We start from the raw sequence: 21,108 nt of genomic DNA on the forward strand, positions 1-21,108 counted from the left end.
CTCTATGACAAACACCCAATCAAAAAGAAAAAGTGGAGCATAACCTATAGAATCTTCAATTCAAAGGAGGTGCTATGAAAAATGTCCGGTCACGTTGGCGGTGCTTTCACTAACACTGGTACGATTCTGGTCCTTTTCATCTTGTTGGTTATTATCGCTTGCACTTGTGGTGCATTCGGCGGTTACGGCAGATAACCCTCTAAACACTGAGCTTCTATATTATCCTCATACACTTCCTCCGAAGACCTACTCGATAGGTCTTCTTTTTTTCTCCGTTACATTCATTTTATATTCGAAATTATCCGTTTTTGCACAGTATTGTAAACCTCATCCTATCCGCGACTGCAAGCTGTATTGTATGATGGTTTCAAATGACTAGAAATGGAGACACATCATGAGATCATTGTTAGCCGCATTACTCACCCTAACCCTTATCCTCACAGGATGCGGACAATTCATTATCAGTTCTGATTCAAACCCGGCTTCCACTGCTTCAGAGTATGGAATGACGATCCATTTGCCTACTGATCGTTATCCAGAGACGATGGCGCATATTGCAGCAGCCATTCGTGCAGGTGCTTCAGCGGTTTGTACGATCGATCGAGATGGCGCTAACGCTAATCGTGAAGCCTCGTTACGGGGGATTCCAACCAAAAAGGGCTATGATCGAGATGAATGGCCGATGGCCATGTGCAAAGAAGGCGGTGCTGGTGCGGATATCGCTTATGTTTCTCCTAAGGATAATCGCGGCGCTGGTTCGTGGATTGGAAATCTTTTGACTGATTTAGAGGACGGAACGCGTGTATTATTCGTTATGGATGAAGCGATGGAGCAGCCGAAGCCAACAGAAGAAACCGTTTATTATGCCAATTGTGCAGCTGCTAAAGCAGCTGGGGCCGCGCCTTTACATAAAGGAGAGCCCGGATACTCCTTGAAATTGGATCGTGATAAAGATGGGATAGCATGCAGCTAACCCATCCTCGAAATGCTTCGTGCAGCTGATCATATATAATCCTTCTCACGAAGCCGATTTCTGCTTGCTTGGCTTAATCGTCAGCAAGGCTAGTATGGAGCAAAGCAATGCAAATCCCGCAAACAAATAAAATAGCAATGCTTCGTTATTGAGCAATACTGATGCAATCAATGGACCTACGGCTACGCCTATAAAACGCGTGCTGCTATACAGCGAGGTAATGGTGCCTCGCTGTTTTTTCTCTATCCCTTCCGTTATTAAAGCGTCCAAGCTCGGCAAGGCTAATCCAATACCAGCTCCGCTTATAAACATAAAGGTAATTAGAAAAAATATCCCTTTTGTATTGATGATTCCACAAACCAGCATCATCCCCGCAAGTACAGCAGTGCCGATGACAATAAACCACTTCATTTTCGCTTTGTTTTCCCCTACAATTTTTCCAGTGATGAACGAAGCAAGGCATATGGCGCTTAAAGGAATGGCTAGCAGCAATCCTTTCCAAATGCCTTCGATTTTGTAATGGTCCTCTAAGACTGATGACAGATAATATAGAAATCCGAACATAATGAACATTGCAAGACCACCAATGGCAAAGGTTGCATAAAGCCAGTGACCCTTCTCAGCGAGTATCGATTTAATGGATTGAAAAAACTTTTTTAAACTGCTCTCTTCTTTTTTCTTTTGCTTTGATTTAGGCTCCTTTACGAGGAAAATAACCCCAATGATTGAAATTAATGATATGAACGGAATAACAGCAAGAGGCAAGTACCATATAACTAGGGCAAGCGCCGAACCTAATACCGGACTGAGCACTTTTCCAAATGTATTGGAGGTCTCAATCATCCCAAGCCCACTGCTAACTTCCTCCTCACTCTCGAACATGTCACCTACTAACGGAAGGACAATTGGAAAAGCACCTGCAGCACCAATCCCTTGTATAAATCTTCCTGCCAAAATGACCGCATAAACGTGGGAATGCATCAACCAAGCAGCTAAGCCTGATATCAGTCCTCCAATCGCTGCAATGGACAAGCCTATAATAATGACTATTTTCCGTCCGTAACGATCTGACAGATACCCAGCGATTGGAATACAAATAATTGAGACTGCAGCATAAACCGTTATGATTAAGCTCGACTGCACAGAAGAGATATTCAGTTTTTTCTTCATTAAGGGCAATACGGGAATCAACATTGAGTTAGCGAGCGTCATAATTAATGGAATGGATGCTAAAGCTGCTAAATCCCACTTTTTTTTCACAGATGTACTCCTTTCTTATTTGGAATGGTTTGACGTATCAGGGTTCATTTTTAATGCCGAAGATGCAAGGTTTTTAAAGGCTCTTCTGCAGGCCCCTCCATCACATCGCCATTAATCGCAAATCTTGAGCCATGACAAGGACAATCCCATGTGCGATCCCCATTATTCCATTCCACTTCACAGCCCATATGTGTGCAGGTTGTGTCTACGAGAAATAATTTTCCATCCTCTGATTTGTAAGCTCCTGCTCTTTTTCCATGCAAAAGCACGACACTGCCTTCATCCAGTGCCAAATCCTCCGGACGCTTATGAGCCATTTCGAGCTTGCCCGCGATAAGATGCTTCGCCACATCGGCGTTATCTACAATAAGATTCGCGATCGTTCCGAGCGACATCGAGCGTGAAGGCGCATAAAGCTCCTCATATGCATTATCCTTCTTCATAATTAAATCTCTAATAAGCAAAGCGGCGGCTGTGCCATTCGTCATGCCCCATTTACGATAGCCTGTCGCAACAAAAACATTAGTGGAAGATTCCGTTATTCGGCCAATATACGGGATCTTATCACCAGTAACAAGATCCTGGGCCGACCAACGATACGCAATTTCCTTTACCCGAAAATGCTGCTCCGCGTATCTTTTCAGCTCCTCATAATAATTAATTGTACAAATCCCTTGACCTGTTTTATGGCTTTGACCGCCAATGAGAAGCAGCCTTGTGTTTTTCGACGTTTCCACATAGCGAATCGAGCGCTTAGGGTCCTCAGCGCTTATGTACATGCCGCCTTTAATGTCATCCTCGACATGAATGCCGAGTACATAGGAACGATCTGCATGCATTCTTGAGAAATAAAACCCATGCCCATCAAAGAATGGAAAATGAGTACAAGAAACGACATGCTTACATTTAATTCGGTATCCTTTGCTTGTAATCACTTCCGGCAATGGGCCTGTTTCTACATCAATAGCTGTCGTATTCTCATAAATAAATCCACCTGCTTCTACGAACTTCCGTACAAGCTCATACAAATATTGCAATGGATGAAACTGCGCTTGATCCTGCATGATGACAGCCGCTTTGACTGGGATCTGCAAAGGAATTTGATCCGTGAAAGAGCCAGGAATGCCGAGCGACGAATAAGCAGACATCTCGTTCTCAAGCTTAGTTATGTATGCCTCTGAATCGGTATAAACATACGCATCCTGTACGGAATATCCGCATTCCATTTTATGCAGCTTGATCGTTTCCTTAATGAATTGAAGGGCATCATTGTTCGCTTTGTAATATAATGCAGCCTTTTCCGCTCCAGCTTTCTGCATAAGTTCATCATAAATAAGATCATGCTGCGCTGTTATCTTCGCAGTGGTATGCGCCGTTGTTCCATTAAGAAGCTGACCCGCTTCTATAAGGGCAACTTTAAACCCTTCCTGAGCTAATAAATAAGCAGCTGTTACACCCGAAATCCCGCCTCCAACGACGGCAATATCAACTTCTATATTTTCTTCAAGTATGGCGTATGAAGATTGCCGGCTCGACGTTTCTGACCAATAAGACTCCGGAAATTTGGGTAAATCATACGTTTTCTCCATGACCATCACCTCCTAGAAATATTGCACCTTAATTTGTACCAATCACTATTATTTCATTCTTAGAATAATGATCTGCTTAAACCAAAAGCATAACCAATAGTCATTTGGACAGTTTATATAAGAGAATGATGAAAAAGGAGGCGTTTTACGTTGGAGAGCTCATTCGAGCATTCTTTTGTGCCGATAACGACTTCTGCTAGTGGAAATGGACTTGCTTATCGGCCTGATGTTTATTGTTACTCAATCCAATTCGTCAATATTTGTTTTGTAGGTGATCCAAAGAAACCAGAAGCGGGCTGGGCTCTTATTGATGCAGGCATGCCAGGATCCGCCCATAAAATTATTAAAGAAGCAGAGGAACGCTTTGATTCCGCTCCTCAAGCGATTCTGCTTACTCATGGCCATTTCGATCATGTTGGTGCCATTATTGAATTGATTGAACACTGGAATGTGCCCGTGTACGCGCACAAGCTGGAGCTGCCCTATTTGAGTGGAGAATCCGATTATCCGCCCGCGGACTCCTCTGTACATGGCGGTCTCTTGTCTGAGCTTTCTACCTTCTTCCCCCATAAAGGAATTCACCTCGACGACAAAGTTCATCCCTTTCCAACAGACGGCAGTTTGCCGGGAATGCCAGGCTGGAAGTATATTCATACGCCGGGGCATACACCAGGACATACTTCATTTTTCCGTCCTGAGGATGGCACTTTGATTGCAGGTGACGCTTTTGCAACAGTTAAGCAGGAATCGCTATATAAGGTCATCATACAGGAGCAGGAAATTAGCGGTCCCCCTAAATACTTTACGACTAATTGGAAAGCCGCCGAGCAATCCGTTAGAAATCTCAAAGATCTGAATCCGAATTTGGCGATTACCGGTCACGGGGAACCGATGTTTGGCGCAACCTTGTCTGATAATCTCAAGCTTCTTACGAAAAAATTTAAAGAAATTGCGGTTCCGGAGCATGGACGTTTTGTGCCAGACCATAACCAGATACATTAGTCAGTTTACTTAAAAATAGGACGGAGCAGCTGCTTAATCTGCTCCGTCCTATTTCTGTTTCTACCTATAGTGCATCTTACAATCTTGTCACCTTTAATGTCACTCTAATCGATGGCTGCCTATCGTTTTTTTCTTTATGATAGGAAATAGATTATTGAACATCAGAGGAGGCAACCACTTATGAATCAATGGTTAAAAACGATAAGAACTGTCGCTGCTGTAATTATTGTTGTGATCTTCACAGGGAAAGATTCCTTTTAAAATAAAGTCCAAACCATTTTATATTCAAAGTAAAGATTAGGAGTGTATGTTGCTTGAACCCTATTTCTGAAAACAAACGAATTGAAACGCTTGATTATTTGCGAGGTTTTGCTTTAATTGGCATTCTGCTTGTCAATATTTTGCCCCTTCTTAACGTAGCGCCAGCTGAAGCGGGGACTGCTAATTGGTATATGTCTCGTATCCTAGATTTGACGGTAGAATCGCGTTTCTATGTCATATTCACCTTTTTATTCGGCGTAGGCTTTTATTTATTTCTATCTAGAGCGATCGAGAAAGGCAATAACGGCTACCTTTTATTTATTCGCCGGCTTATTTTTTTGCTAGCCATAGGATTTGTTCATCAGAAATTCCATCCTGGAGAAGCCTTGTTTCTTTACGCAATTGCCGGCTTTATCCTTCTTCCTTTCTACAAGTTTAAACCAAAAATCAATTTGATTATCGCTTTAGCGCTTATACTTCCTGCCGCCTTTCTAGGAGGCAAACTATTGCTTATTCTACCCTTGTTTCTGCTTGGGCTTGCAGCTGGACAATATAAGGTGTTTCAACGTCTTGCAGAGTCAAAATCTGCGATTCGCAAGCTGCATTGGATCTCTTTTCCAATGGCCGCTATTGGTATCTTTATCCAGTACCATATACTACCCGAGCAAAATGTTATGGTCATTGAAGAAGGCAGCTCTTCATCTGAAATGATAGCCATGCAAATTTACCAAGGAGCAGCCGCATTTATAGGTCTTCTTGTCGCTTTATTTTATGTCACTACTCTTGTACGGGCTGTTCAGCATCCATTTATTCGTACGCTGCTCAAACCTTTAAGCGCCTATGGCCAAATGGCTTTAACCAACTATTTAGGGCAAACGATTATCGTGCTTATGGCGGCAGCATTTTTTAATTTAAACGGTATGCTTAGCCCTATTCAAACGACACTGCTTTGCATCGGCATTTATATTATCCAAATGATATTCAGTATGATCTGGCTCTCCTTTTTCAAAATGGGACCGATGGAATGGATCTGGAGAATGGCCACCTATTGGACGATTCCAGCCATTCGTAACGAACGCTATTGTAAACAAACCGACAAACATTTTTAATGCTGCGTTAAGGTTCGTTTTTTATACTTAGAGACATCAACCCCACTGTTGATATATAGATCTAGGACACCGGCCCGCAGCGATGCGGGTCATTTTTTTGTTTGTTTTGGGCCGTTTGATTTCATACAGCAGCCTCTTTGTCCCTTCAATTTTTGGAACCATATCACCCATAAAAACGTTATTACCGAATATACTCTCAAGAAGTGACTGCTTGCGAAGGAGGTTTTGCCTCGGCAAAACCTAAGCTTTAGGAGGCGATTAATGATGGAAACGTTCGGCAGAGGCTGTCTTTACATTATTCTCGGTGTCTTGATCGTGATGGTGCTCGCTGTTATTGTTGGCGGTACAATTACCATTCCGTGGTACATTTTTATCCCCCTTGTCGTACTCGCTTTTTGGGCTGCATCCAAAAAAGGCAAATAAACTGCTCATTCCATAGCATGATTTCTAAACGGCACCACAAAAAGAGAAGCCAACGGATGATCCGCTGGCTTCTTGCTTATTTTAGAGGATGGAAGGAGCTTAAATCGCTTAACTAACTGCCTGCTTTCACCTGCGACAGCAATATGACTCGCGCAGTCGGTTCCCAACTAGCGGTTAACCCAAGCTCCGCGGACAGATCTCTTATTTGTACATAACCTGTTGCTTCGGACAAAATCGAGTCGAGCTCTTTGCCGTTTACGGTAACCTTTTTCCCCGTCCAATCAATCTTCGCTCCGAGCGCTTCACCAAGCAGCCTTGCCGGTACCCAAGTTGTACCCTTGAGCAAGTAGCCATCTGAAATAACCTCTCCCTTGTACAAAACGACAACAAGCTCTGCATCCTTCAGCTTCTCTGGCTTAGGCAGCGGCGTGCTTCCTAAAGCATCATATTTTTTCAACCCATACTGCGAAATAATGGCTTTTAATTTGGCTGGATAAGCCGGATCTGTCGCATAGCCGCATGCGTACAGCATGTCAGCTTGCTGTTCTGGCGTCACTGCCTTGCGAACACGCTCATAACGCGAAGTAGCCAGCAGCAAATCCAAATCCTTATAAAAATGATAGACGCTCTCATAGGCTCGGAAAGCAGCGCGAGTACTCTCGCTTCGGCCATCGACGACCTCCCATGTTCCTTTAACGACCGCTTCTCCGTGCCAATATGCATTCGTCTGTCCACTGCCCACCTTGATACCGCCTAAGTTGTACCACGGGTGAATAACACCGCCGGTTTCGAGTACATTTTGCGCTAAACGTACGGATGGAAACATCGTTGATCCTTCTCGCCTTATTCTTATAACCGTCGGAGCTAATTGTTCAATAAATTGTTGTTTCGTCAGCTGTGCCATCGTCTGTCTCCTTTCTACTGTCCACTTTGGCTTGCCATCTATTGCCTTGTCCTTATCTTTGTATGCTGTGAAAGCGCAAGTGGCAATGGACAAAGTGGTATGAAAGGTCGACTCTACCACTATGTTTTTTTGCATTTTAAATATAAAAGGGCCGCATCCTCAGATTGTTCATTCTGATGGAGCGGCCTTTTCTGTATGAATGGAATACTATAGGAGTCCATAAAAGCGGCGCGTATTGGCTAGCATTATTTCCACAACCTGCACAGCTGGCAGCTGCTTTATATTCGCAATATGCTTTGCTGCATCTGCAGCCATTGCAGGCCGCGTCTGCTGACCCGCATAGATTTCCTCGAACGGCCATGGCCCATCCGTTTCCACCATCAGCAGCTCAATGGGATACTCCCTTACAAGCTGCTGTATTTCTGCCTCGTAAGCGACGTCTGGCGTTATCGACACCAAGTAGCCGCTTGCCGCCATTCGGCGGATAACCTCAGCATCACCCTTGAACCAATGAAAATGCGCTCTGCGAACACCATGCCGCTCCAATATGTCGCAAGCTTTGCCGGCGTCCTCATATACTGCATGCAATACAATCGGACGATCAAGTTCGTTGGCCAGCGCAGCAAACCGATCCAGCAGCTGCAGGTATGGATTCTCATCAAAAACGATATTTCCCCCAGCTTGCTGCGCTTCTGTTCGCGTATAATACGGCAGCCCTACTTCGCCAATTGCAAACCGTTCCCCTGCTTCATGACGCAAACGAATCCAATCGAATAGCTCATCAAGCTCCTTATCGGCTGGTATGGGCTGTTCTGGGTGGAAACCATAAGCAGGGTGCACACGCCCTGCGTAACGCAGGGCAATGTCACGGTTCACAATAGACGATTCCAAATGCATAGATACGGCAATCACAGCTGCTACACCTTCTGCGAACGCACGCTCTAGAAGCTCATCACGCTGCTCTGCTTCATACAAATCAATATGAATATGCGCGTCTATGCATGTGCCTTCCTGCTGAGGAGATTCCGAGTACAATTGCCCTTCGCGCGGATCATTGCTTGTTTGTATCGCCATCTATACGTTTCCTTCCTTCGCACCCGTCTTAAGCAGATCATAAATGCGCTGCTTCATCGCATAAAACCGTGGGTCTGTCCATAAAGACTCATGACGCGGACGCTCGAATGGCACTTGAAATTCCTCCAGCACCACTGCCGGCGATGGTGACAGCACAATAATCCGATCCGATAGAAACAAAGCCTCTTCAATACTATGGGTAACGAGCAGCACCGATCTTCGATTCAGCTCCCAGATCGACATAAGCCACTGCTGCATTTGCTGCCGCGTCAAGGCGTCCAGTGCGCCAAACGGTTCATCCAGCAGCATGAGATTCTGCGGAGCAAGCAGTGCCCGGAGGAAAGAAACCCGCTGCTGCATTCCTCCAGAGAGCACATGCGGATAAGAATCCGCATATTCCTGCAGCCCGATTCGCTCGAGCCATTCCTTTGTCCTCGCCTTCGCGAGTTTTTTATCAACGCCAGAGATCGTAAGAGACAACTCTATATTGCCGGCAACGGTTTGCCATGGAAGCAGCGACGATTGCTGCGGCATATAGGAAATATGTCCGCGTTCGCCCGTCGTTTGCTTGCCATCGATCCAAATTTCGCCTTCCGTAGGACGTTCCAAACCGCCGATAATTTGAAACAAGGTTGTTTTACCGCTGCCGGACGGCCCTACAATCGATACGAACTCCCCATCTGCTATTGAAATGGATAACCCGCCAAGCACTTCTTTGCTCATCTGTCCTTTGCCAAACTTCATTCGAATATTTTGCGTTTGAAGCGTCACTGAATGATGCTCAGCACGATTGACCACTGTCAGCTCACCTCTTTCTCAGGGCGCCAACGTATGACAAGACGCTCCGCTAACGTTACTAAACCAAATAAAGTCAAGCTCAGCGCAACGATGATGGCAACTGCCGCAAATACACGATCTGGCATAAAACCTTTGGACGAAATAAGCATAAATGAGCCAAGACCCTTGTTTGTACCAAGCCATTCGGCAACAACCGCACTTAACACACTATATGAAGCCGCAATCTTCAAGCCGGAAAATAAATGAACAATCGCATGAGGAAGCTCTAGTTTCCAAAACAGCTGCCATTTGCGAATACCGATCATTTGCAAATAGTTGCGAAGCTGTGCATCGGTATTCATAAGCCCGCTCAGCATGGCAACCGTGATGGGGAAAAAACATACCATGATGACCAGCAGCGCCTTTGGCAGCATGCCATAGCCTAGCAGCATCGTCAAAATTGGAGCAATCGCTATGATGGGTACGTTTTGCGACAGCACGAGCAGTGGATATACCGCCGATCGAACGCCAGGAATTAAATGCAGCAAAGCGGCGAGCATTAAGCCCACCGCCGATCCTCCTAAAAAGCCGATAAGTGTCAGCTGCACTGTTGCTCCCGTATGCATCATTAACCTCGGCCAAATCGCGATAGCTCCCTTCACGATCGATATCGGAGAAGGAATGAGCCATTGTTGAAATAATCCAAGTGATGCAGCTGCCTGCCAACAGGCAATCAGCACGATCAGCAGCGCTGCCGGCTGCCATATTTTCGACCAAATCGATTTCTTATTGCCCATCTGGATATTTCTCCAGCAGCCTGCCCATGGAAGCGCCGTTTGCCGGATTGTAGTAAATTTTAATTTGTGAAATAACGGACGGGCAGCCCATCTCCGCCATCGCCTCGCTCATCGACTGTACGACGCTGAGCAGATGGCTCAGCTCACCCTCCATCGTCGTTTCAAGCGGTGCTACACGGTAAGGAACACCGGCCGCTTTAATAATATCAATGGCACGATCTACGTAGGGAATTACGCTCTCGCCGCCTGGTGTTGTCGGTAAAATTTGAATACTTACTAATGCGTTTGCCATTTGATTTCCTTCTTTCTCATCGTTGTAAGTGAGAACGGGCTTTCCCGCCCTCCGTATGTTCGAATAGCTTATTGTGGTAAAAATTCGTTCGTAAATGCCTTCTCCGCTTCAAGCTCCTTCTCCAGCAGCTTGTGCTCAAACATCCATGCTGCATAGTTTTCCCATACGCTTAGCTTCTGTTCGCCCCAGCGCGGTGCGTCATCCTGATATTTCGAGCTTAACCATTTTTGGCTGGCGCGCACAAGCTCCGCATTCAAATCCGGCTCTGCTTTTATTAAAATTTCTGCTGCATCCTCCGCATTGCTGATCGCGTATTGGTAGCCTTTGGATACGGCAGCAGTAAACGCTTTGACTGTTTCCGGCTTATTCTTAATCAAATCTTCGTTCGTCACGATTACCGGCGTATAATAATCCAGTTTGTCGCTGTAGTCTGTTAAATAAACCATATTGATCTTCTCGCCGCGCAGCTCTGCTTCCACGCCAGTCCATGCGTAGTAAATCCATGCAAAATCAATATCGCGTTTCACTGCCGTAAAGAAGTCGCCGTCGCCGATGCTTATCATATTTACTTTACTTACATCTGCGCCCTTCTCCTGCATAAGCGATTGAATGACCGCCTCCTCAACAGGAGCGCCCCAGCCGCCATACGTTTTGCCTTCAAATTTCTCAGGTGAATCGATTCCCTTTGCAAGCGGTGAAGCAAAACCTGAGGTATTGTGCTGAATGACAGCGGCGATCGATACGAGCGGCACGCCGGCAATTCTCGCCATCGTGACAGACTCCTGATAACTTACACCAAACTGCACATTGCCCGAAGCGACCATTTGATCGGCACCGCTTTGTCCTGGTTGAATAATTTCAACATCCAGACCTTGCTCCTTAAAAAAACCTTTATCTCTAGCTACATAAAGTCCGGTATGATTCGTATTTGGTGTCCAGTCGAGTACAACCTGCACCTTCTCTAGCGGCTTGTCCGCTGTTCCCTCTTGCTCTTTCGGCTGTTCGCCCTTGTTCCCAGCGCCACCGCCGCAGCCTGCCAGCGCCAATACGAACACTAGCATCGCGGCCACGATTTTCCACGACAAATGCCCTGTTTTTTTCTGATTCATGATGTTGTTCCCCTCTCCATGCTTCGATTCTTATAGGCGACGACTCCTCGTAGTATCCGGTTCCATGGCTGCATCATTCTAATCGCAACAAAAAAAAGCGTCCCCCTAATCCGGAGGACGCCATATCATTGGCTGTGCAGCTGTTTATACAGCAAATGCTTGATCAATTTGATCTCGCCTGCTTACTAAACAGAGCTTCTGTCCCTACGCTGGCATTATCCAGATCAGGTTTAACGGGTCGGAATTGTATAGAAAATCCCCTCTCAGCCGGCCTAACCAGCTCCCCGGAACATATTCGGTTTCGTCAATACCATTCATTGTATAGCAAAACCCGCATTTAATGCTAGTTTTTTTTGAAAATGATTATCATCAAGCCACGATACTCATCCTCTTACTATATACGGCAGCCAGAACGTGCAGCTCCTGCACCAGCTGTCATTGCCCTAAATCAATATGCTCATCCAGCCATTCAACCTTTGCTTCTTCAGCGGCCTTCGAACTTTCTAAGTCTGCCTTTCCTTTGGTCTCTGCTGCTGGAGCAAGGCGTCCATATACGAGCAAATAAGCGGCTGTCAGCTCTTTTGACATCTCTTCAGACGTTAGCTGCTCTAACAGATGGATGTATTCTAGCTGCTCCTGCGGTTTATTATCCGCACGTGTAATCTTCACATAGGTAAAACCGGCCTGCAAATAAAGCTGGCTAACTTGTTGTGCTGAGTACTGTGATGCCGCTTGATGCTGTGCTTGTGCATTAACAGGATCTAAATATTGCCGAATATTGTTGAAATAATAGCGATTGGCAAAGCACCCGACTAGCCAGCCGCCAGGTTTTAGAAGACGAACTAGATTTTTCATGGCTTGCGGTGTCCCGTATGCATGAGCATCTCCGATTACGATGCCGTCAAGACCTTCAGCAGGCAGCCTCCAATCCTTCGGATCATTCGAGCGGAATACAGTAATTCCCGAAGCTTCTGCTACTCTAGCCGCCAGCTCGTTACGCTCAACTCCGTACCATATTGCGGATGGGAATTGCTTTTTCATATGCAATATCGTAGCTCCGCACCCGCAGCCTATTTCCATAATCGAGCAATTCTCGCGTCTGTACTCATGCGATTCCCGCTCAATTACGGTGCTAAAATCCATTCTAATATACGTTGCATCACCAGGGTCAAAGCCCCATTTGGACATAAAAACAATGGCATTTTTTCTGAAGTTTTGTACATATTGTTCTGGCTCTGAGCTAAAGGAGATGCTCCCGTAATGATGAATAAACGTATCGCCGCACAGCATCAGCTTATATCCCGCCAGCCGGAGCCGCAGGCTATAATCATCATCTTCAAAGTTGCCGATACCGAAGATCTCGTCGAGCGATCCCGTTTTCTCCCATGCTTCTCTCCGCAGCAAAAGGCAGTAGCCGACCAGCTTCACGCGCTCCTCCCATTTTGTTCTGTCAGGGTTGGCATGCAGTGCCGAAGCAAACAGCTCCATTTCATCTATCGTCGTATAGGTGACCGGGATCGTCGTCCAGTAGGAAGCCGAATTCGTAACGGGGCTGACCGCCCCGATTCGTTCATCACTAAATAAGCAGCGCTTGAGACCGTCAAGCCAGCTTGGCGTTACGATTGTATCGTTATTTAGCAGCATCAGAAGATCGCCCGAGGCCGCGGCCAATCCTTGGTTGCAGCCCTTAGGAAAACCAGCATTGCTGCCATTGTCGATTACGATAATATCGCTCTCGCTTTTAGCCCATTTTACCGTATCATCCGTCGAACCATTATCTACAATAATCAGCTCATAGCTGCCTCTCTGCGTATGTCTCCGAATACTCTCCACACATTGCTTCGTGTATTCAAGCTTATTGTAGGTAACGAGAATAATGCTTGTCATGCAGCTATTGGCATCGCTCACGCGTATCCTCCTCAAGCAAGCATAAACGGCTCACTTACCCATAAAATATGTCAGCCTATCCGCTTGGGTGAGCACTGTGCGCAACTTTCAATCATGCAGCCTTTTTGTATTTCTTGCGTATTCCGACGAAAAGCATAAGCAGCGGCAGCACAATTTGGAACAACGGCGCAATCTTCAGCGTAACATCGAGTCCAATCCAAATATGGGAAGTATTATTGGCTTCGATAAACGACGCCCCATAAATAATGAGACCAATGGGCAGCACACAATATCGGTAGGCAATACCAGTGATCATATTGAACATGAATACCGATGCCATGTATAGCGCCGTCATTTTGACATATAGACCGATGAACAGAAGCAATGTTACAAGCACATCAAGCCTCTCCAATATATTAGCAAGCCTAATTAACTGCACAACCTCAAGCAGCGGCAGTGCTGTAAGCGAGGACAGCTCCGGCCCTAATACGCATAGCGTAATGATATTCATTAGAATTAGAAATAAAGATACGCCAATATAGGCCTTGTAAGTGACTGGCCCAATCCCTTTCTTCTCGCTCACGTGTTTCCAAAAAACGAAAAAAATAACCATTTGCCCAAATGGAAAAGATACTAAATCTGGAAAGGCCGCCTTCACGACAGGCCCAATTCCGTGTTCAAAAACGGGAAGCAAATGTGCTATTTTGGGCAACCTGGCAACAAACAGGAGCAAAATAATAAAAGCATAGCTGAGCGCTGCAATCGGAAATAGAAGCTGTACGACACGGACAAATACTTCCACTCCCTTGCTGACGGTATAAGCGGCGGCGCTCATAATCAGCAGCATAACAATCCATTTCGGGGTAAAGGTCAGCAGCGCCGTCATCGTAAGCTCCCCGACGTCCCGTACGTTGCGCATCGATTCATAAGCAAACCATAACGCGTGAAGTATGCCTACAAAGCCGCCGATCCATTTTCCGAAGTGTATAACATAAAGCTCAGCAAGCTCCGAATTCGGGGAACGCTTCTGCACCTGGACGTACATAACGATAAGCAGCAGACCAGCAATCGCAGCAAGCGTCATCGCCAGCCAAGCATCCTGCTTCGCCTGTATGCCGAGCTCGAACAAAGGGGTGCTGCCTATCAAAAAAACGATGATCAAAATCGAAAGCTGGTTTTTGCCAATCTGCTGCATAGGGTCTCCTTTCTGCTTATGTTATTGGTGGTCCTTTTCCTGCGCCTTCTTAAATCCACTTCCGCTAAGGCCAGTTGAATTCAAATTCACCTTAACTTTCATCTTTATTTCGATGTTCGAAAACTGCTCCGACCAGCTGCCCGACGTTTTTAACCATTGCTTTGGATATTTATTGTGAATGATCGTTCCGAAGCCGATTACATCTGCTTTATGCTTACTGACAGCGCTCCAGCCTTTTTGCATAATTGCGGCAATCTCGTCCTCAATCCGTTTTTGTATCTTCTCTATTTCTTTCGGATTCATGAGATCACCCTCGCAATTGTACTCCATCAGCGTTCCAGTCGCCTTTACGTTCAAATCCATCAGCCAATTGCCATCTGAAGATTTAGGAGTCTGCGTTGTATCCGAATGTGTGATGCGAATAGATGAGTTTTTCGGCTCGTTCTTGTCCGCTGAGCATGCGAATGAAACCGTCGTTTTTTTTACTTGATTTGCAAGCCACATCAGGCCTTGGCTTTCTTCGTTGTTGATCCAGCCTACCAGCTTGTCACCTTCAATAAGGCCCAGCTCAAACAATCTGACCTTTGAAGGTGTACTGGTGTACGCAAGCTGCCCTGCATTGTCCACACTTTCTTTCGTACCGGACACAATTAATCCGGGTATGCCAGTGGCCCTTGTCGTTCCCAGCAAATCAAGCAGTACTTTATGAATCGTCATTTGACGGAAGGCTGAGCTGTTCATCTCTTCATTATTGATCATGCGCTGTATGGCTGCGCCTGGAATTTTCTCAAGCGGAATCAATTGTTCGAGCATCCGGCGCGCGCTTCCCTTTGACAAGAAAACACTCACCGTCTCGCGGGAATCATGATTGCGCAAATAGGTGTCTAGGAGTGGTCCCAGTCCTTTGCGCGCAGCAGCCTGACCGATAATGACAATTTGATTATGTGCGAAATAGAGGCGCCGCGACGTCTCCTGGCTTGCTTTGCTGACCGCGCTTCTGAAGCTTTCCCCTTGCGTGGAAAAAACATGGACCGCCGCTGTGCTGTTGCTCGCGCTTTGACTGGAAATGGCTTCCGGTATGACCACTTGATACGACAACACCCATTTCCCATCCTTCCAATCAACGCCGGTAGCAGAAACAATCGCAATATCATTCAGCTCTATGCGATTCCAGCAGCCCGTTGCCAGCAAACAAATGAGCATCGGCAGCAGCAGCCTCCATTTTTTCATGGCAGGTTCCCCCTTTCATTACGCCTTATCGGAATGACGCTGTGCCTGCGGTTTTTTTCCGTTCGGCCGCCGCCTTGGATTACGCAGATTCAAATCTAGAGGTCGAAGCACGACCGCCCACCATGGCAGCCTGACGAACACGTCTCGCCATGGTCCTAGCTTTGTAGGACCTGGTGCCAGCGGAGACATATATGGCACTCCGAACGAGCGCAGCGATACCAAATGGATCAGCATAAACAATACAGAAATGAAAATGCCGAAAAACCCAAAAATACCGGCCATAATCATAAAGATAAAACGAATAATGCGAGATGTGGCCGCCATGTTGAATTCCGGCATTACAAAATTGGAAATCGCCGTAAAGGATACGATGATCACCATACCCGCTGACACGATGCCCGCCTGAACAGCCGACTGGCCGAGTACGAGAGCGCCCACGATAGATATGGCGGGCCCAATCGCCCGCGGCATTCGTAATCCTGCTTCTCGCAGCACCTCGAAAGTAACCTCCATCAACAGCGCCTCAACCAGTCCAGGGAACGGAATCCCTTCTCGCTGCGCCGCTAGACTAATGAGCAGCGTTGTCGGAAGCATCTCCTGATGAAAGGTTGTAACTGCGATATACAAGGCAGGCAGCAGAATGGACACGATATATGAACCGTAACGGATGAGACGAACGAAGGATGCAATATCATATCGTTGATAATAATCCTCTGGCGATTGAAAAAACGAAAAAAATGTAGTCGGGGCCATTAAGACCATAGGCGAGCCGTCTATCATTACCGCTACTCTTCCCTCCAGCAGCGCTGCTGCCACGGAGTCCGGCCTCTCTGTATTTGAAAGCGTTGGAAACAGCGTGAACGTATCATCTTGAATAAACTCTTCCACGTATCCGCTCTCCAGCACACCGTCAATGTCAATGGCCGCCAGTCTGCGGTAAACCTCCTTAACGATCCCTTCATCTGCTATTCCATGCAAATACATAACAGCTACGTTCGTATGCGTTTGCTGACCGATCTTGTGCACCTGCACATGAAGGTCAGAGGAACGTATTATGCGCCTGACCAAGCTGATGTTCGTTTGAATATTTTCTACAAAAGCATGCTGCGGACCACGAATCACGGTCTGTGTCTGAGGAATCGTAACACTGCGCTGTTCGCCGCCGTTCACATCCGCCGTCAGCGCTTCCGCGCTGCCATCCGCCATAATGACACATAATCCGTCCGTCATATATTGGAGTGCATACTCCAATGTGTCCACACTCTGTACCGAGCCGATTGAAACGACGCAGCTGCGAAGCGCTTCCAGCAGCTTGCTTCCCTTCACATGAGCATGCTGCGGCAGCCTCATTGACATTAACGGCTCCATGACACTCTCATTAATGATTTGCGAGTTCACGATTCCATCCACATAAATAATGGCAATCTCACGTTCTGGAGCCGCATCGCTGCGAAACATTCGGATTACGATATCCGTGCTGTTGCCGAAGCAATCGCGAATGGTTTTGACATTCGCATGCAGCGACGGACTAAACGGCGTTAGCCTACCTGTGTTTTGTTTGTTCATAACGGCACCCTTCGTTTCCATGTTGCTTCTATTTTGGCGCATTATGGATGTAAATATGTACTGTCCTATTTGTGATTGGTTTTCGTGCTGCTCCGCGTATAGCATTCGTACGCCTAATTGGACTGCGAAGCTGTTCCCAACCAAACCTTGTCAATAATAACCACAAATAACCTCTAGTATAAGAACGTGCGTTCTGTATATAATAAGAACAAACGTTCTTGTTATGGAGGAGATGCATCATGACAATGGAAAAATGGTTCAGCCTAGTCGGTTGTGTCGTAGATGTGATTTATATGAGCAAAAAAGGCAAGTTTACGAAACGAAGGATTCGTGTCCTATCTGTAAGAGACGGTTATGTCAGAGCCTTTTGTATAGACTCCGGCGCACAGCGCGTCTTTCTTGCGGCAAATGTATTAGCAGCAGAGCTGGTGAGCCGAAATGTCTCTTAACAAAGTCATTATGCTTGCGGATTGCCAATCGTTTTATGCATCGGTGGAGAAGGCGGAGCATCCCGAGTATCGCCATCTGCCGGTTGCTGTTGCGGGCGACCCCGAACGCCGCTCCGGCATCATTCTGGCTGCTTGCCCGATCGCCAAGTCATTTGGAGTAACGACTGCTGAGCGGCTGGGCGACTCGCTGGCGAAATGCCCGGATTTAATTATCATCAAACCGCGCATGCAGCTGTATATCGATGTTTCTATGATGATTACGAGCATTTATCAATCCTACACAGACCTCGTCGAACCTTATTCAATCGATGAGCAATTTCTCGATGTGACGGGCTCGCTGCATTTGTACGGCTCACCGGATGAGCTGGCTCATCATATCCAAACCCGCATCCAAGAAGAGCTAGGAGTGTACACCCGCTTCGGTATTGCGGAGAATAAAATTTTGGCTAAGACGGCCTGTGACAACTATGCGAAAAAAAACGATGCAGGCATTTACACCCTCTCCAGAGACAATCTTGAGGATACGCTCTGGACCTTGCCCGTCTCCAAGATGTTCATGGTCGGCAGCCGGATGACGAGGCACTTCCAATCGATGGGACTGGAGACGATCGGCCAATTAGCGGCAACGCCGCTTGAGAAGCTGAAGCTGATGATGCGCCGTAAATTCGGCAAAAACTCCGATATCAACGCGGAGCTGTATTGGAACATCGCAAACGGAATTGACAAAAGTCCCGTAACGCCGGGCACGCATCAGGTTGCGCCTAAGGCCATCGGGCATATGATGACGCTCCCGCGTGACTATGGGAAGCTGGAGGAGATCAAAGTTGTACTGCTTGAGCTGACCGAGCTCGTTTGCCAGCGCTGCCGAGGCAAAGGATATATGGGGCATGTCGTTTCCGTCGGATTAATGGGTGCCGATTATGATCGGCCTACGGGCTTTAGCCGTCAGATGAAGATGGACGATCCGACGAACGTCACGAATCAGGTTTATCGGGCCGCGGTAGAGCTGATGCTGCGGCATTGGGACGGTTATCCCGTAAGGAAGGTTGGCGTCAGCCTATCGCAATTTTCGCAGGATGACGAATACCAACTTTCCCTGTTTGATCCGAACCGCGAGAAGACGATGGCGCTTGAGCGGGCAACGGACGCCTTGAAGAGGAAATATGGGGATGCCACTATTTTGAGAGCGGTGTCCATTACGGATGCGGGGCAAGCGCAGCATCGCTCTGAGAAGATCGGAGGACATTACAAATGAGAAAAAAACTTGAAGGCAACGGACTTTGGGAGTCGAGCCGGATGATGCTGCCCGAGCACAAAGTCGCAATCAATGAGCAGGAGAAGACATTGCGGCTGCGTGAACGGGTGGAGCTAGATGAGCAGGAATGGGAACATGTAGCCCGCTCCGTGACAGAATCGCTGCAGCATCGGCAGCCCATTACGCTCCGTTTATTTCATCCACAAGAGGAACTGACCGTCAGCGGAATCGTCGACCGCGTAGATCAGCTGAAAGGCCGCTTCATGGTCGATGGCGAATGGTTCTCTATTTACGATATTGAAGGCGCTGCTGCTTGGGAATAAGGAGTGCTCTGTTCCGTTAGCTTCGCTCAAAGCAGCCTAAAGTAAAACTCATCCTTGAACAGGAACTGCTCAACTGGCAGAAGGGCCAACGAAGCAGTTCCTGTTTTCCTTTGATATTATTTTGTATCGCTTCTGGCTTTTTCCCTCGAACTCGTCCGGCTCCGCCAACAAGTGTCGAAGTCTGGGGCTTCACTTATTGCCACGCTGCACCGCAAGTACAGCCAGTTCGATCTTGTTAAGCATGAGCCCATATTCATTCGTAATTTCAAAAGAATGCGGCATTGGCAGCTTTTGAAAATAAGGCGAAATGTCGGCAACGGACGTAAACCAATCCCCAGGCTCCGGCATTACAAGGGGTTGATCGTTCCAAGCTGCACTAAGCTCTGGGCTGTAAAGCGGCTCAGCACCAGGCTTTAAACGTGCACCCAGCAGACGCTCCTTATAAATTGGCTGTGGAGGCTGCTGACGTACACGCGTAAACATATGCGGCGCGTAGTCGGCACGCGAGCCTGTATGCTTAACCGCAGCAGCGAAGGATCTAGCTCCTTCATAGACGCGCGGCACACCGAATAACATCGCATATAGACGCTTGCCGAATTCAATTCTCTCTTCTATATTTTCAAACCGCTCCAAAATAAGACCAGAGAGCCGCAGCGCAAACGCTCCTTCCCCTTTTCCCGGGCCATTGCCATAGGGGAAAATAACCCCGTTCAGCTGAAGCAGCGATTGCAGACCAAAAAATAACGTATGCAGCACCTTCTCTCGAAAAAAGGGATGCTGCACAACACGCTGCTCGATATAATGCTGCTCATTAACGATTAATGCGATCGTGAGCGGCACCGCGTCGCGATCTCGCCAGTACTGCTTCCAGACCGGCGCCATAAACGAGGATACGCCAAAAGCAGGCAGCAGATGGAACAAGCTCCTCCCCTCGCGCCTGCTCCGTTCATACAAGAGCAGCTGTGGGTAAGCATCTTGAAATATCAATGCATTGGCCTGCTCCAAAAAACGAAACACGGCCAACCGCTGTTTCGAGTTCAGCAGCCATGGAAGCCACTCGCCTTGCAAGTCAGTCATATTCCAGCCGCCATTCCGGGACACCATATGCGCAAGCAGCGCCCAGTGCAGCTCCGGAGTGCGGAAATACAAAATACGATAAGCTTCCGTTCTCGTCACGTTATTCCGATTGGCAGCAGCAGTCTCAGCGCGAATTCGTTCGATTAGCGCAAGTTCCTTTTCATTCCAGCTTGTCACTGCTGAAGCATCAGCAGATTCAAAATGCTTCGACCATGCATACTTCAATTTTGCAACGGAAGAAGCTGAAAGCTGCAGCGGTGTTGCTTCCGCAATCATCGCATCCGATGCGCTCATTGCCCCCCACTTGCCTACTGCATAGTCAAACGCAGCACTGGGGAGCGCGAGCAGCTGCCCTAGCCAGTAACCGAATGTACGGCGATAAGACCGTCCCTCATGCTTTTTGTCCATTGTCAGTGCTCCTCCTATCGCGTCGTTGACTATACAAGCTTGCTGCCTAGTTTAAACCCTATATATCCAGTATCAGCCACGGAGCAGTTCGTCATACCGTGTATGCAACATATGCGATTCGAGCGCTCACGATGTATAATAAAAGCAT

21 protein-coding genes, 1 pseudogene and 1 riboswitch are annotated in these 21,108 nt (G+C 47.2%); of the genes and pseudogenes, 9 read left to right on the plus strand and 13 right to left on the minus strand.

Translation table 11 applies throughout. From position 1 onward, the window contains the following. The first annotated feature begins 81 nt into the window (after positions 1 to 81). The 3 genes and pseudogenes from AB4Z50_RS20330 to AB4Z50_RS20340 all read left to right on the plus strand — a co-directional run bounded on the left by AB4Z50_RS20330 (position 82) and on the right by AB4Z50_RS20340 (position 973). On the plus strand, positions 82 to 195 hold the full coding sequence (locus AB4Z50_RS20330) for a sporulation protein YjcZ (protein ID WP_083681988.1): 114 nt from the start codon (positions 82 to 84) through the stop codon (positions 193 to 195). A 199-nt stretch (positions 196 to 394) separates the two neighbouring features. Next, positions 395 to 817, plus strand: a pseudogene (locus tag AB4Z50_RS20335) (NucA/NucB deoxyribonuclease domain-containing protein); the annotation flags it as partial. A gap of 9 nt (positions 818 to 826) precedes the next feature. Beyond that, the gene (locus AB4Z50_RS20340) at positions 827 to 973 is read left to right on the plus strand and encodes an excalibur calcium-binding domain-containing protein (protein WP_441881448.1); all 147 of its coding nucleotides are present in this window, start codon (positions 827 to 829) and stop codon (positions 971 to 973) included. A gap of 45 nt (positions 974 to 1,018) precedes the next feature. Here AB4Z50_RS20340 and AB4Z50_RS20345 read toward each other — a convergent pair whose 3' ends face one another. Then, positions 1,019 to 2,233, minus strand: a complete 1,215-nt coding sequence (locus AB4Z50_RS20345; RefSeq protein WP_441881365.1) for an MFS transporter — start codon at positions 2,231 to 2,233, stop codon at positions 1,019 to 1,021. 50 nt (positions 2,234 to 2,283) lie between these two features. Then, positions 2,284 to 3,822 carry an FAD-dependent oxidoreductase gene (locus AB4Z50_RS20350; RefSeq protein WP_441881367.1) on the minus strand — a complete coding sequence of 513 codons (1,539 nt, stop codon included), beginning with the start codon at positions 3,820 to 3,822 and terminating at the stop codon, positions 2,284 to 2,286. Between the two features lie 150 nt (positions 3,823 to 3,972). Here AB4Z50_RS20350 and AB4Z50_RS20355 point away from each other — a divergent pair, with 150 nt between their 5' ends. The 3 genes from AB4Z50_RS20355 (at position 3,973) to AB4Z50_RS20365 (ending at position 6,617) form a co-directional block, all read left to right on the plus strand. Next, positions 3,973 to 4,824, plus strand: a complete 852-nt coding sequence (locus tag AB4Z50_RS20355) for an MBL fold metallo-hydrolase (protein WP_441881369.1) — start codon at positions 3,973 to 3,975, stop codon at positions 4,822 to 4,824. A gap of 314 nt (positions 4,825 to 5,138) precedes the next feature. Next, positions 5,139 to 6,194, plus strand: coding sequence for a DUF418 domain-containing protein (locus AB4Z50_RS20360; protein ID WP_441881371.1), 1,056 nt, complete (start codon positions 5,139 to 5,141; stop codon positions 6,192 to 6,194). 261 nt (positions 6,195 to 6,455) lie between these two features. After that, positions 6,456 to 6,617: a hypothetical protein gene (locus AB4Z50_RS20365; protein ID WP_179089800.1), complete on the plus strand. Its 162-nt coding sequence runs from the start codon at positions 6,456 to 6,458 to the stop codon at positions 6,615 to 6,617. 112 nt (positions 6,618 to 6,729) lie between these two features. On the opposite strand, the gene AB4Z50_RS20370 is transcribed toward AB4Z50_RS20365, so the two are convergent. From AB4Z50_RS20370 to AB4Z50_RS20415, 10 genes are all read right to left on the minus strand, one after another. Continuing rightward, a complete protein-coding gene (locus AB4Z50_RS20370) occupies positions 6,730 to 7,656 on the minus strand; it encodes a glucosaminidase domain-containing protein (protein WP_441881373.1) in 927 nt (308 codons plus the stop codon). Between the two features lie 72 nt (positions 7,657 to 7,728). Next, the gene (locus AB4Z50_RS20375; protein ID WP_441881375.1) at positions 7,729 to 8,595 is read right to left on the minus strand and encodes a TatD family hydrolase; all 867 of its coding nucleotides are present in this window, start codon (positions 8,593 to 8,595) and stop codon (positions 7,729 to 7,731) included. After that, a complete protein-coding gene (locus tag AB4Z50_RS20380) occupies positions 8,596 to 9,393 on the minus strand; it encodes an ABC transporter ATP-binding protein (protein WP_339208855.1) in 798 nt (265 codons plus the stop codon). A gap of 2 nt (positions 9,394 to 9,395) precedes the next feature. Next, entirely contained in the window at positions 9,396 to 10,169 is a 774-nt protein-coding gene (locus AB4Z50_RS20385; protein ID WP_441881377.1) for an ABC transporter permease, read from the minus strand. Next, entirely contained in the window at positions 10,159 to 10,461 is a 303-nt protein-coding gene (locus AB4Z50_RS20390; RefSeq protein ID WP_076268307.1) for a thiamine-binding protein, read from the minus strand. The genes AB4Z50_RS20385 and AB4Z50_RS20390 overlap by 11 nt, the downstream gene beginning before the upstream one ends. A 68-nt stretch (positions 10,462 to 10,529) precedes the next feature. Continuing rightward, on the minus strand, positions 10,530 to 11,570 hold the full coding sequence (locus tag AB4Z50_RS20395) for an ABC transporter substrate-binding protein (protein WP_339208852.1): 1,041 nt from the start codon (positions 11,568 to 11,570) through the stop codon (positions 10,530 to 10,532). Between the two features lie 184 nt (positions 11,571 to 11,754). Further along, a riboswitch (TPP riboswitch) is annotated at positions 11,755 to 11,867 on the minus strand. A 138-nt stretch (positions 11,868 to 12,005) separates the two neighbouring features. Beyond that, positions 12,006 to 13,478, minus strand: a complete 1,473-nt coding sequence (locus AB4Z50_RS20400; protein WP_441881380.1) for a glycosyltransferase — start codon at positions 13,476 to 13,478, stop codon at positions 12,006 to 12,008. 91 nt (positions 13,479 to 13,569) lie between these two features. Next, on the minus strand, positions 13,570 to 14,652 hold the full coding sequence (locus tag AB4Z50_RS20405; protein WP_441881383.1) for a GerAB/ArcD/ProY family transporter: 1,083 nt from the start codon (positions 14,650 to 14,652) through the stop codon (positions 13,570 to 13,572). 21 nt (positions 14,653 to 14,673) lie between these two features. After that, entirely contained in the window at positions 14,674 to 15,882 is a 1,209-nt protein-coding gene (locus tag AB4Z50_RS20410; RefSeq protein ID WP_441881386.1) for a Ger(x)C family spore germination protein, read from the minus strand. A gap of 18 nt (positions 15,883 to 15,900) precedes the next feature. Continuing rightward, positions 15,901 to 17,448: a spore germination protein gene (locus AB4Z50_RS20415; protein WP_441881389.1), complete on the minus strand. Its 1,548-nt coding sequence runs from the start codon at positions 17,446 to 17,448 to the stop codon at positions 15,901 to 15,903. A gap of 239 nt (positions 17,449 to 17,687) precedes the next feature. Here AB4Z50_RS20415 and AB4Z50_RS20420 point away from each other — a divergent pair, with 239 nt between their 5' ends. Genes AB4Z50_RS20420 through AB4Z50_RS20430 form a run of 3 tightly spaced genes read left to right on the plus strand, consistent with a single transcriptional unit; the run spans position 17,688 to position 19,475 of the window. Next, a complete protein-coding gene (locus AB4Z50_RS20420; protein ID WP_076268302.1) occupies positions 17,688 to 17,897 on the plus strand; it encodes a hypothetical protein in 210 nt (69 codons plus the stop codon). After that, positions 17,887 to 19,152, plus strand: coding sequence for a DNA polymerase IV (locus AB4Z50_RS20425; protein ID WP_441881392.1), 1,266 nt, complete (start codon positions 17,887 to 17,889; stop codon positions 19,150 to 19,152). The genes AB4Z50_RS20420 and AB4Z50_RS20425 overlap by 11 nt, the downstream gene beginning before the upstream one ends. Further along, positions 19,149 to 19,475: a YolD-like family protein gene (locus AB4Z50_RS20430; RefSeq protein ID WP_441881395.1), complete on the plus strand. Its 327-nt coding sequence runs from the start codon at positions 19,149 to 19,151 to the stop codon at positions 19,473 to 19,475. Before AB4Z50_RS20425 ends, AB4Z50_RS20430 begins: the two co-directional genes overlap by 4 nt. Before the next feature lie 189 nt (positions 19,476 to 19,664). On the opposite strand, the gene AB4Z50_RS20435 is transcribed toward AB4Z50_RS20430, so the two are convergent. Next, on the minus strand, positions 19,665 to 20,960 hold the full coding sequence (locus AB4Z50_RS20435) for a DUF2515 domain-containing protein (protein ID WP_441881398.1): 1,296 nt from the start codon (positions 20,958 to 20,960) through the stop codon (positions 19,665 to 19,667). Positions 20,961 to 21,108: the final 148 nt, after the last annotated feature.

The organism is Paenibacillus sp. 2TAB26, from assembly GCF_052115145.1.
Lineage (GTDB): Bacteria > Bacillota > Bacilli > Paenibacillales > Paenibacillaceae > Pristimantibacillus.

What these genes read in the sequence shown, in the direction of transcription:
- AB4Z50_RS20330 (WP_083681988.1), top strand. Translation starts at nt 82, where the DNA reads ATGTCCGGTCACGTTGGCGGTGCTTTCACTAACACTGGTACGATTCTG.
- AB4Z50_RS20340 (WP_441881448.1), top strand. Translation starts at nt 827, where the DNA reads ATGGAGCAGCCGAAGCCAACAGAAGAAACCGTTTATTATGCCAATTGT.
- AB4Z50_RS20350 (WP_441881367.1), bottom strand. Translation starts at nt 3,822, where the DNA reads ATGGAGAAAACGTATGATTTACCCAAATTTCCGGAGTCTTATTGGTCA.
- AB4Z50_RS20365 (WP_179089800.1), top strand. Translation starts at nt 6,456, where the DNA reads ATGATGGAAACGTTCGGCAGAGGCTGTCTTTACATTATTCTCGGTGTC.
- AB4Z50_RS20370 (WP_441881373.1), bottom strand. Translation starts at nt 7,656, where the DNA reads ATGCAAAAAAACATAGTGGTAGAGTCGACCTTTCATACCACTTTGTCC.
- AB4Z50_RS20375 (WP_441881375.1), bottom strand. Translation starts at nt 8,595, where the DNA reads ATGGCGATACAAACAAGCAATGATCCGCGCGAAGGGCAATTGTACTCG.
- AB4Z50_RS20385 (WP_441881377.1), bottom strand. Translation starts at nt 10,169, where the DNA reads ATGGGCAATAAGAAATCGATTTGGTCGAAAATATGGCAGCCGGCAGCG.
- AB4Z50_RS20390 (WP_076268307.1), bottom strand. Translation starts at nt 10,461, where the DNA reads ATGGCAAACGCATTAGTAAGTATTCAAATTTTACCGACAACACCAGGC.
- AB4Z50_RS20395 (WP_339208852.1), bottom strand. Translation starts at nt 11,570, where the DNA reads ATGAATCAGAAAAAAACAGGGCATTTGTCGTGGAAAATCGTGGCCGCG.
- AB4Z50_RS20405 (WP_441881383.1), bottom strand. Translation starts at nt 14,652, where the DNA reads ATGCAGCAGATTGGCAAAAACCAGCTTTCGATTTTGATCATCGTTTTT.
- AB4Z50_RS20410 (WP_441881386.1), bottom strand. Translation starts at nt 15,882, where the DNA reads ATGAAAAAATGGAGGCTGCTGCTGCCGATGCTCATTTGTTTGCTGGCA.
- AB4Z50_RS20415 (WP_441881389.1), bottom strand. Translation starts at nt 17,448, where the DNA reads ATGAACAAACAAAACACAGGTAGGCTAACGCCGTTTAGTCCGTCGCTG.
- AB4Z50_RS20420 (WP_076268302.1), top strand. Translation starts at nt 17,688, where the DNA reads ATGACAATGGAAAAATGGTTCAGCCTAGTCGGTTGTGTCGTAGATGTG.
- AB4Z50_RS20425 (WP_441881392.1), top strand. Translation starts at nt 17,887, where the DNA reads ATGTCTCTTAACAAAGTCATTATGCTTGCGGATTGCCAATCGTTTTAT.
- AB4Z50_RS20430 (WP_441881395.1), top strand. Translation starts at nt 19,149, where the DNA reads ATGAGAAAAAAACTTGAAGGCAACGGACTTTGGGAGTCGAGCCGGATG.
- AB4Z50_RS20435 (WP_441881398.1), bottom strand. Translation starts at nt 20,960, where the DNA reads ATGGACAAAAAGCATGAGGGACGGTCTTATCGCCGTACATTCGGTTAC.